Origin of the sequence: Ilumatobacter nonamiensis YM16-303 (assembly GCF_000350145.1) — a bacterium.
GTDB classification, from domain to species: domain Bacteria; phylum Actinomycetota; class Acidimicrobiia; order Acidimicrobiales; family Ilumatobacteraceae; genus Ilumatobacter_A; species Ilumatobacter_A nonamiensis.
This window is the reverse complement of record NZ_BAOL01000021.1, coordinates 1-9,628: the sequence shown is the minus strand read 5'-3', so window position 1 is coordinate 9,628 and position 9,628 is coordinate 1. Positions and strand designations below refer to the sequence as shown.

The following is a 9,628-nucleotide window of genomic DNA, read 5'->3' as shown; positions in this document are numbered from 1 at the left end:
GCGCACGGAGCGCCAGAACTGATCACGAGAACGGGACTATGCGTTGTTGGCGCGGCGGACGCGGACGGGCTTGTTGCGGATCTTCGAGCCGTCCATGCTGCGCAGCACCTTGCCCGCGTGCTTCTCGGGCACCTGGACGAACGCCGACTTGTCGTTGATCTTGATCGCGCCGATCTCGCTGCCGCGCATGTTCGCCTCGTTGGCGATCGCACCGACGAGGTCGCCGGGGCGAAGACCGGCGGACCGGCCGAGGTTGAACTGCAAGCTGACGAATCCGGCCTCGACGTGGTGCGAGCCGTCGGGATTGCGGATCGCCCGGTTCTCGTTGCCGCCGCGACCACGGTCGCCCCGTCCGGAACGGTCGTCGCGCTGGCCGCGATGGCCCTTGCGATCGTCACGGTCGTACCGGTCGCGCCCCTTCTCCGAGCGGACGTTGACGTCGGGGATCTCCTCTTCCTTGCTCGTCCGACCGGCGGCTTCGTGGGCGAGCCGCACGGCGGCGATCGCGACCTCGATCGGGTCGTTCTCGGCCGTCAGCTGCTCGACGATCGTGCGGTACAGGTCGGCGGACTCTTTGTCGCCGATCTTCGCCGCGACTTCGGCACCGGTCTTCTCCATCCGGCGCATCGTCAGGTCGTTGACCGTCGGCACCTTCTCGATCGAGATGTCCTGCTTGGTGTACCGCGAGATGTTGTTGATCTTGCGGTGGTCCTTCGGGCCGCCGAGGGTGATCGCGATGCCTTCACGGCCGGCACGACCCACCCGACCGATGCGGTGCGTGTAGGCCTCCGTCGTCTGCGGGATGTCGTAGTTGACGACGTGGCTGAGATGGTCGACGTCGATGCCGCGGGCCGCGACGTCGGTGGCGATCAGCAGCGTGGCGACGCCGCTCTTGAGCCGTCCCATGGCGCGATCGCGCTGATCCTGGCTCATTCCCCCGTGCAGCGCTTCGGCGCGATAGCCACGGCTGTTCATGATGTCGGTCAACTCGTCGACATCGCCGCGCGTGCGACAGAACACGATCGCGGCTTCGGGGCTCTCCATGTCGAGGATCCGCCCGAGTGCGGACGCCCGGTGGGTGCGGTGGCTGAGGTAGGCGCGCTGGGTCACCTTCGGAGTGGTGCCCGCGGTGTCGGTCGCCCGCTTGATGCTGATGCGCACCGGGTCACTCAACTGCCGGGTGGCGATGGAGTCGATGCGGTTGGGCATCGTCGCCGAGAACAGCACGGTCTGGCGTTCGGGTGGAGCGGCTTCGAGGATCGCTTCGAGGTCCTCGGCGAAGCCCATGTCGAGCATCTCGTCGGCCTCGTCGAGCACCACCATGCCGCAGTTGCTGAGGTCGAGCGACCCGCGCTTCAGGTGGTCGAGCACTCGACCGGGTGTGCCGATCACGATGTCGACGCCCGCGTTGAGCAGGCTGAACTGCGGGCCGATGTTGGTGCCGCCGAACAGCGCGGCCATCCGCACCTTCCCCTCGGCCCCGTACTCCTTCATCGCCTCGGCGACCTGGTTCGCGAGCTCGCGGGTGGGGACGAGGACGAGTCCGAACGGGAGCTTCGACCGGCGGGCGCCGGCGACGCGATCGAGCATCGGCAACGCGAACGCCGCCGTCTTGCCGGTCCCCGTCGCGGCCTGACCCAGCAGGTCGAATCCGTCGAGCAGCGGCGGAATCGACTCGGCCTGGATCGGTGTCGGGTTGACGTAGCCGAGCTTCGTCAGCGAGGCGAGCAGATCGTCGGACAGTCCGAGGTCGGCGAACGTGATCGGACGGTCCTCGTCATCGTCGTCATCACCGTCGGTGTCGTCGTCACCGTCGTCGGCGGAGTCCGTGACGGTGTCGTCGTCATCGGAGTCCGTGGCGGTGTCGGTGTCTTCGACGTCGATCGACCGGCCCTCGTCGGAGAGCGTGTCGTGCGCCGATTCGATGGTGTTCTCGACCGGTTCCTCGGTGGTGGACGTGGTCGGCTCGTCGACGTCCACTGACGTGGAGTCGGCCTCGTTCGTTTTGGTTGCGACTTCGGTGTGCTCTGACATGCTTCGATCCCTGGGGTTTTGGTGCCCCGTGGTTTCGAAGCAGTTCAAGGCTAGGGCGGCACCGTCCCGATCGGGTCGGCCATCCGGCACGTCACCGCACGCCGGTCGGAAATGCGCGTCGGTGACGGACACCGACGCGCATGGTCAGCCGGTGGCTCGGCTCGGCAGCTGCAGGGTCATCTCGACGCGGCCGTGAGGGAGGTCGAACGATGTCCAGCCGAACTTGGTCCCGAGCTGTGCGATCGGACGGCTCCGGCGGCTCGACTCCATCAGCAGACGCGTGTACCCATCGCGTTCCGCGGTCAGCGCCAGGTGCTGCAGGAGGCAGGTTCCGATGCCCCGACCCCGGTGGGTCGCAGCGATCGCCATCGCCACCTCCCCGTCGTCGGCGAGTGATCCCATGCCGACGAGTTCACCATCGGTCATCACGCCGAACAGACGTCGGTCGGGGTCGGTGACCTTGCGGATCAGCGAGGGGAACGGCTTCGGATTGCGGATCCCGGCCCGATCGAACCGGCGGGTCTCGGTGCGGATGGTTTCGACGAACGGCCCCACGAGGCTCTGGAGGCTGGGGTGACCGATCGCGACGACGTAGGTGGACATGTCGGGGGTGGACATGTCGTGATCTTGGTCGGACGACGTGACCGGCGTGTTTCGAGAAGTTGGACAGCGGGTGGACATGCGTTCTCTGTCTCCGATGTCACGCCGCTCACGCCTCGCGCATCGCCTCCACGAGGGGAGCCAGTTCGTCGAGTGCTCGGAGCACGTCGTCACGCGGCCCCTGCGGCAGCCCGAGGACCGCCCGCGAGATGCCCGCCGAGGCGAGTTCGTTCAGTTTCGCCTCGTCGGGTCGAGCGCCGAAGAGGCCGCGTTCGATCGATTCCGGATCGCGCCCGACCGCGTGACACGCGTCGACGATGAGGTCCCACCTCTCGAGCGGATGGCGCCCCCCGATCGGCATCCAGCCGTCGCAGAACTCGGCGATGTGCGCGGCCGTCCGCGGGCCCGCATTGCCCCCGAGGATCACCGGCGGGCCACCCGGCTGCGTCGGCTTCGGCCACGACCAACTCGACGAGAACCGAACGTGTTCCCCGTCGAAAGCCGCCTCCTCCTGCGTCCACAGTTCCTTCATCGCGAGGACGTTCTCCCGGAGAATGTCGCGCCGATCGCCGTAGGCGGTGCCGTGGTGGTTCATCTCTTCCTTGTTCCAGCCGTAGCCCACGCCGAACAACATGCGCCCTCCCGAGATGCGGTCGAGGCTGGCCACCTCCTTGGCGGTGTGGATCGGGTCTCGCTGCGCGACGAGACAGATCCCGGTCCCGAGCTTCAGCTTCGTCGTCACCGCGGCACACGCACCGAGCGCGACGAACGGATCGTGCGTCCGCCAGTAGAACGAGGGCAGTGGGGGCGCTCCCTCGTTGCCTCCCCACGGTGTTTCCCGACTCGTGGGAATGTGCGAGTGCTCGGGAAACCACAGCGATTCGAATCCCCGTGCTTCGCTCTCGCGGGCGAGTTCGACGGGGTCCATCGTCTGGTCGGTCGGGAAAATCATCACACCGATGTCCATCCCGGCAACGTATTCGATCCTGTTCACGTTCTGTTCAGCGCATACGCGGAACACCGACTGGGTACATCGTGTTGCATGGGGCAGATGTCGTCGACTCCGATTCAGAGCGCTCCGGCCGAACGACTCGACCCGGATGTGCTGGAAGCCCGATTCGCCGAGGTCCGCGCGCGCACCGAACGCCTGGCGGCTCCGCTGTCGCCCGAGGACCAGATGGTGCAGTCGATGGACGATGTGAGTCCGACGAAATGGCATCGTGCCCACACGACGTGGTTCTTCGCCGAGTTCGTGCTCGGCCTCGACGGCACCAGCGACCGTCCGCACGACCGCCCCGAGTACCGGTTCCTCTACAACAGTTACTACGACGCGGTCGGCGCTCGTCATCCGCGCCCGAACCGCGGTCTCGTCACCCGACCATCGTGTGGTGAGGTCGCGATGTACCGCACTGCGGTCGATGCGGAGGTTCGCTCGCTGCTCGCGTCCCGGTCGTTGTCCGACGAGCAACTCGCCATCCTCGAGCTCGGCACCCATCACGAGGAGCAGCACCAGGAACTGCTGCTGGTGGACATCAAACACGTGCTGTCGATGAACCCGGCGATCGGGCCGGCGTACGTCGAGCGGTGCGGACCGTCGGCGGGCGATCCGGGTCGGTCGGGCTACGTCGACGTGGTCGGCGGGGTGGTGGAGATCGGCCTCGAGAGCGCCGGTTCGAACCTCGCCGCCACCTTCTCCTACGACAACGAGGGACCGGCGCACGAAGTTCGTCTGTACGACTTCGCGCTCGCGGATCGCGTCGTCACCGCCGGCGAGTGGCTGGCGTTCATCGAGGACGGGGGCTACGAGCGTCCGGAGCTGTGGAAGTCCGATGGTTGGTACCGGTCACAGGAGGAAGCCTGGACGGCACCGCTCTACTGGCGACCGAATCCGGATTCGCCAGGCGACTGGTGGGTGCACACGTTGACCGGGCTGCGCGATGTCGATCCGCACGAGCCGGTCTGTCACATCTCTCACTACGAAGCCGACGCCTACGCAACCTGGGCGGGAGCGCGCCTGCCGACGGAATTCGAATGGGAACACGCCGCTCGGCTCCACGGTCTGACTCCCGACACGGCCGGGTTCCTCGACGAACAGGACGGTGCCTGCACGTTCCACCCGCGCAGCGCCGGTCCGCCCACCGGGGGCCTCCGGCAGATGTTCGGCGACGTGTGGGAATGGACCTCGTCCGCCTATCAGCCGTATCCGGGCTTTCACCCGGCCGAGGGCGCGATCGGTGAATACAACGGCAAGTTCATGTCCGGTCAGCAGGTCCTGCGCGGTGGCGGGGCACTCACCCCGCCCGGTCACTGTCGGCCCACCTACCGCAACTTCTTCCACCCCCACACCCGCTGGCACCTCGGCGGGCTCCGCCTCGCACAGGACGAAAGCACTCGATGACGAACGACACCACGAACGACAGGACCAACAGTGACGGCCTCGACGACACGGGGCGCGAACTCCGCGACGCTCTCACGCGGCTGCCACGCACACTGCCGCCGCGATGGCTCTACGACGACCGGGGAAGTGAGCTGTTCTCGGCGATCACCGGTGTGCCGGAGTACTACCAGACCGAGGCCGAGCGTTCGATCCTCGCCGACCACTCGGCGATGATCGCGGAGCTGACCGAGGCGCGAACGGTCATCGAACTCGGCTCCGGGACGAGCGACAAGACGCGCACGTTGCTCGACGCGTTCGTGGCTCACGGTGTCATCGCACGATTCGTGCCGCTCGACGTGAGCGCCGCGACGTTGCACGAGGCCGCCGAGATGTTGATCGAGCGGCACCCGGAGATCCAGGTCGAACCGGTCGTCGGTGACTTCACCCGCCACCTGCAACGCCTGTCCGACGTGCCGTCTCCGGGCGAGCGGTTGGTGCTGTTCCTCGGTGGCACGATCGGGAACTTCTACGTGGAAGAGCGACGTGCCTTCCTCGGTGCACTCGCCGATGTGCTCGCCCCGGGCGACTGGGTCCTGATCGGGCTCGATCAGGTGAAGCCGATCGATCGGTTGATCGCCGCATACGACGACGACCAAGGCCTGACGGAGATGTTCATCCGCAACGCGCTGGAACACGTCAACCGTGAGTACGACGGCGACCTCGATGTGGGCAACTTCGCCTACGTCCCGTTCTGGGATGGACGTCAGCACCGCATCGACATGCGACTCCGCGCGAGTGAACCGATGAGCGCACGCCTTGAAGGTCTCGATCTCGACCTCGAGCTCGCGGCGGGTGAGGAGATCCGAGTGGAAATCTCGTCGAAGTTCTCACCATCGCAGATCGTCGAGGAACTCGCCCACGTCGGCTTCGGTGCCGACGCTCAGGTGTTCACCGACGCGGCGGACGAGTTCGCCGTGGTGCTCGCCCGCCGAATCTGAGCACCGACCCCGACGGCTCGCCGGTCCAGCGCCCGGTGCGTCACTCGGCGAAAGGGCCGCCGTCGCCCAACAGGTCACCGAGGATGTCGCCGAAGTCGAACTCGCCTTCGCCGAGCAGTGGAAGGCAGTCCTCCATCGCCTGACCCACTTCCGGATCGATCTCGGGGATCTCGAAGTCGGGAACCTCGAACGACAGATCGTCGTCGAGTTCGTTCACGTCGCCCTCGGTGGTGACCTCGATCTCGCCGTCGGTCCGGGTGATCGTGATCGTGCCGTCACCGTCGCCGAAATCGAAGAAGCTGAGCAGGTCGTCGCTCGGGTCGAGGACCGTCACCGTCCCACCGAGCAGATCATCGAACGCATCCTCCCAGTCGCCGTCGGACGGGAACTCGTCGAGCTCGCCTCCCGTGATCTCGGGGAGTTCGTCCCACAGGCAGGTGGTGATGTCGTCGAACATGGTGCCGAGATCGCCCAGGCCACCGAGGTCTTCGAGGCTCGGGAACTCGTCGTCGGGGGTCTCGTCGTCGCCCGGAGTCTCCTCGTCCGGCGTCGACTCGTCGTCCGGCGTGACGTCCTCCGGGTCGGATTCGTCGTCGGGTTCACTCGTCGGAGTCGCCGTGTCCTCGGTCGGATCGTCGTCGGCCGAGACGAGTTGCGCACCGACGATCACTCCACCGACACCCAACGCACCTGCAGCGACCGCGGCAATCGCGACACGGCGGCGCGATCGCGGTCGGCCGCTCGTCGGTTCGGGCTGGATCTGGTCAGGGGACGGAGGCGGGAACGGTTGCATGGTCACCCAGTTTCGCAAACCCCACCTGAAACCACCCTGAGAACCGCCGAAAAGGCGAGTTATCGCGCGGTGAGCCAGTCGGTGAGGGCGCGCACCGGAGGGCTCGGCGGACCGCTGGGCCATGCGACGTAGTAGCCGTTCGTCGACTGGATCTCGGGGCCGACCACCACCAACGCCTCTCGCTCGACGTACTCGTCGATGAGCGGCCGCCAGCCGAGTCCGACTCCGTAGCCGAGCAACACCCGCTGGAGCACCATCGGATAGTTGTGGAAGAGCACGCGCCCGGGTTCACGGCGCAGTGTGATGTCGAAGTGGGCGAGCCATCCGGACCATCCCATCCAGGGGTGATCGCCGTCGTCCATGTGGACGAAGGGTGCGGCATACACCTCCGCGGCGGAACTCGCCGGCGACAGGCCGTGAAGTTCGGCGAACCGTGGCGACGCGATCGGCACCACCACCTCCGGGAACAACAACTTGCTGTCCAGCCCGGCGAAGTCACCGTCGCCGACTCGGATCACCGCGTCGAACGATCCGTGGTCGAGGTCGCCGTCGCCGTCGAAGAGCCACAAGCGCAACTCGAGTCCGGACAGCGCCTCGTTCAACTCGTCGATCCGCGGCATCAGCCACACCTGCGCGACGCCGGGGTGCGACGCGAGCACGAACGGCCCGACATGGTCGACCAGTTCGCCCAACCCGTCCTCGATCCGATCGAGCCCGGCACCGACGTGTGCGAGCAGGTGGTGGCCGCGTTCGGTCAGCGCGATGCGATTGGCGGATCGTCGGAAGAGTTCGACCCCGAGACTTCGTTCGAGGAGCCGGACCTGACGGGTGACCGCGGGCTGGGTCATCGCGAGTTCGTCGCCAGCGGCCGTGAAGCTCCCGAGTCGCGCGGCGGCCTCGAAGACGACGAGCCGTTGGACCCGATCGACCCGGCGAAGCAGCTGCCTCATCGTCCGCGAGTATAACGAGAGCTGATGCTCAGGAAGCCCGAACGAGGACTGTACGGAGCGTTGAGGCGCGTGCAGAGTCATGGTGATGATCGCAACGTCGGGCGCGCCAGCGGTGGGTGTGAGCGTCTCCACCGACCTCGTGAAGGCGGGGGTCCGACTGTGTTCGGATGGCCGCGTCGTCGACCTCCACCCACAGTGGCTCCGGAGTCGATCGACCGAGCTCGGACAGATCGAGCCCACGAACCGCCAGCGATTGTTCACGCCGGTCGACATCGCAGCGGATCTGAGCGCCGTCTCCTGTGTCGTGAACGATGGCGTCCTCACCGTCGCGTTCTCCGACGGTCACCTGGCGCATCTCGACCTCGACGAGATCCTGCGTGCGTTGGGGTGGAGTCTCGACCCGGAGGAGCCCCCGCGACCCGAACCGTGGAGTGGCCCGCCGGCAGAGTTCCCCTACGTGTCGTGGGGCAACCTCGATCTCGACGTCGCGGGGGCGGACGACGCAGCGTTGATCGAGTTGCTCGGGGCGTTCTTCCGACACGGATACGTGGTCGTCCGTGACACGCCACAGGTCGCAGGTACGGTCGCTCGCGTCGCGGAACGTCTGGGGTACATCGTCGGCCAGAACTTCGGTTGGGTGTTCGACGTGCAGTCGGTGCCGTCGCCGACCGATCTGGCGTACACGTCGATCGAACTGCTGGCACACACCGATCAGCCGTATCGCCGTCCCGTACCGGGGATCCAGCTCCTCCACTGCATCTGGAACGAGGCGCCTGGTGGTGACTCGACCCTGGTCGACGGGCTCGCCGCGGCGGAGGAACTGGAACGCGAGCATCCCGACCTGTACGCCGCGTTGGTCGACACCGAGGTCGAGTGGCGGTACGACATGGGCACCGACACCGTCGTCGCCCGCGGGCACGTGGTCGAGGTGGACCGCCGCGGCCGCTTCGTGCAGATCCGACACAACGCCAAGCTCGACGAACCGATCGTTCGGGTGGGATGCGATCTCGACCGTTTCTATGCCGCCCGGAGATGGCTGACAGAGTGGACGAATGATCCCGCGCACCAGGTGGCCTTCCGTCTGCGCCCCGGCGACGTGATGATCATGGACAACCATCGGGCGTTGCACGGCCGGACCGCGTTCGATCCGACACGGGGTCGTCGGTGGCTCCAGGGTTGCTACATCGAACACGACGGGCTCGACACCCGCTATCGCCTCGCCGTTCGACGGCAGCGATCGGTGTCCGGCCCGTGACCGCGCCCGGGACGCCGCGCCCCGTCGTGAGCTTCACCGCGATGGAGCACGGCACCCGCGCCGACTACCAACTTCTCGACGGCTACGAACGCGAGCACGCCGAGGGACTCGCCGACCGTCTGCTCGCCTCCCTGGTCCGACTCGACGATTCGCTCGTCGGGTATCAGGTCACCCGATTGGAACACTCGCTCCAGACCGCCACGCGGGCTCGCCGCGACGGGGCGGATGTCGATTGGGTCGTTGCCGCGTTGCTGCACGACCTCGGCGACGGACTGGCTCCCTTCAACCATGACGAGTTCGCCGCTGCCGTGCTGCGGCCGTACGTCCGTGAGGAGGTGGTGTGGGTGGTACGGCATCACGGCCTCTTCCAGCGTTACTACTTCGCACATCATCTCGGAGGCGACCGCGACGAACGCGATCGGTTCGCCGACCACCCGTGGTTCGACCTGTGCGCGCGGTTCTGCGCCGACTGGGACCAGTCGTCGTTCGATCCCGACTATTCGTCGGACGACCTGGAGTCGTTCACCGGTGACGTCCGCCAGGTGTTCGCTCGCGAACCGTGGTCAGCCGATTTCACCCAACCCGCCAACTCGTGAACAGTTCTCGCGCTCCGTGCGCGAA

The 9,628-nt window shown here is 66.8% G+C and carries 9 protein-coding genes; 4 read left to right on the top strand and 5 right to left on the bottom strand.

Annotation, left to right across the window (positions count from 1 at the left end; translation table 11 throughout):
* Positions 1–36 precede the first annotated feature (36 nt).
* The 3 genes from ON45_RS03345 to ON45_RS03335 form a co-directional block, all read right to left on the bottom strand.
* Positions 37–2,034 carry a DEAD/DEAH box helicase gene (locus tag ON45_RS03345; RefSeq protein ID WP_241432141.1) on the bottom strand — a complete coding sequence of 666 codons (1,998 nt, stop codon included), beginning with the start codon at positions 2,032–2,034 and terminating at the stop codon, positions 37–39.
* A gap of 144 nt (positions 2,035–2,178) precedes the next feature.
* Positions 2,179–2,652 (bottom strand): GNAT family N-acetyltransferase, encoded by a 474-nt coding sequence (locus ON45_RS03340; RefSeq protein WP_040491949.1) that lies wholly within the window; start codon positions 2,650–2,652, stop codon positions 2,179–2,181.
* A gap of 91 nt (positions 2,653–2,743) precedes the next feature.
* A complete protein-coding gene (locus tag ON45_RS03335; protein WP_241432140.1) occupies positions 2,744–3,628 on the bottom strand; it encodes an LLM class F420-dependent oxidoreductase in 885 nt (294 codons plus the stop codon).
* Positions 3,629–3,685: 57 nt separating this feature from the next.
* Here ON45_RS03335 and egtB point away from each other — a divergent pair, with 57 nt between their 5' ends.
* Both egtB and egtD read left to right on the top strand, forming a co-directional pair.
* The gene (gene egtB, locus ON45_RS03330) at positions 3,686–5,032 is read left to right on the top strand and encodes an ergothioneine biosynthesis protein EgtB (protein ID WP_040491953.1); all 1,347 of its coding nucleotides are present in this window, start codon (positions 3,686–3,688) and stop codon (positions 5,030–5,032) included.
* Entirely contained in the window at positions 5,029–6,009 is a 981-nt protein-coding gene (gene egtD / locus ON45_RS03325; protein WP_040491945.1) for an L-histidine N(alpha)-methyltransferase, read from the top strand. Before egtB ends, egtD begins: the two co-directional genes overlap by 4 nt.
* A gap of 40 nt (positions 6,010–6,049) precedes the next feature.
* On the opposite strand, the gene ON45_RS03320 is transcribed toward egtD, so the two are convergent.
* Positions 6,050–6,802 (bottom strand): hypothetical protein, encoded by a 753-nt coding sequence (locus tag ON45_RS03320; RefSeq protein WP_040491944.1) that lies wholly within the window; start codon positions 6,800–6,802, stop codon positions 6,050–6,052.
* A 59-nt stretch (positions 6,803–6,861) separates the two neighbouring features.
* Positions 6,862–7,752, bottom strand: a complete 891-nt coding sequence (locus ON45_RS03315; protein WP_040491942.1) for a LysR substrate-binding domain-containing protein — start codon at positions 7,750–7,752, stop codon at positions 6,862–6,864.
* An 85-nt stretch (positions 7,753–7,837) separates the two neighbouring features.
* On the opposite strand from ON45_RS03315, the gene ON45_RS03310 reads away from it, so the two are divergent.
* Positions 7,838–9,007, top strand: coding sequence for a TauD/TfdA family dioxygenase (locus tag ON45_RS03310; RefSeq protein ID WP_158412169.1), 1,170 nt, complete (start codon positions 7,838–7,840; stop codon positions 9,005–9,007).
* Positions 9,004–9,603, top strand: coding sequence for an HD domain-containing protein (locus tag ON45_RS03305; protein ID WP_206537636.1), 600 nt, complete (start codon positions 9,004–9,006; stop codon positions 9,601–9,603). Before ON45_RS03310 ends, ON45_RS03305 begins: the two co-directional genes overlap by 4 nt.
* Positions 9,604–9,628: the final 25 nt, after the last annotated feature.

Bases quoted from the DNA above. Each gene is read 5' to 3' on its own strand.
- ON45_RS03345 (WP_241432141.1), bottom strand. From the start codon at position 2,034: ATGTCAGAGCACACCGAAGTCGCAACCAAAACGAACGAGGCCGACTCC.
- ON45_RS03340 (WP_040491949.1), bottom strand. From the start codon at position 2,652: ATGTCCACCCCCGACATGTCCACCTACGTCGTCGCGATCGGTCACCCC.
- egtB (WP_040491953.1), top strand. From the start codon at position 3,686: ATGTCGTCGACTCCGATTCAGAGCGCTCCGGCCGAACGACTCGACCCG.
- egtD (WP_040491945.1), top strand. From the start codon at position 5,029: ATGACGAACGACACCACGAACGACAGGACCAACAGTGACGGCCTCGAC.
- ON45_RS03320 (WP_040491944.1), bottom strand. From the start codon at position 6,802: ATGCAACCGTTCCCGCCTCCGTCCCCTGACCAGATCCAGCCCGAACCG.
- ON45_RS03315 (WP_040491942.1), bottom strand. From the start codon at position 7,752: ATGAGGCAGCTGCTTCGCCGGGTCGATCGGGTCCAACGGCTCGTCGTC.
- ON45_RS03310 (WP_158412169.1), top strand. From the start codon at position 7,838: ATGATCGCAACGTCGGGCGCGCCAGCGGTGGGTGTGAGCGTCTCCACC.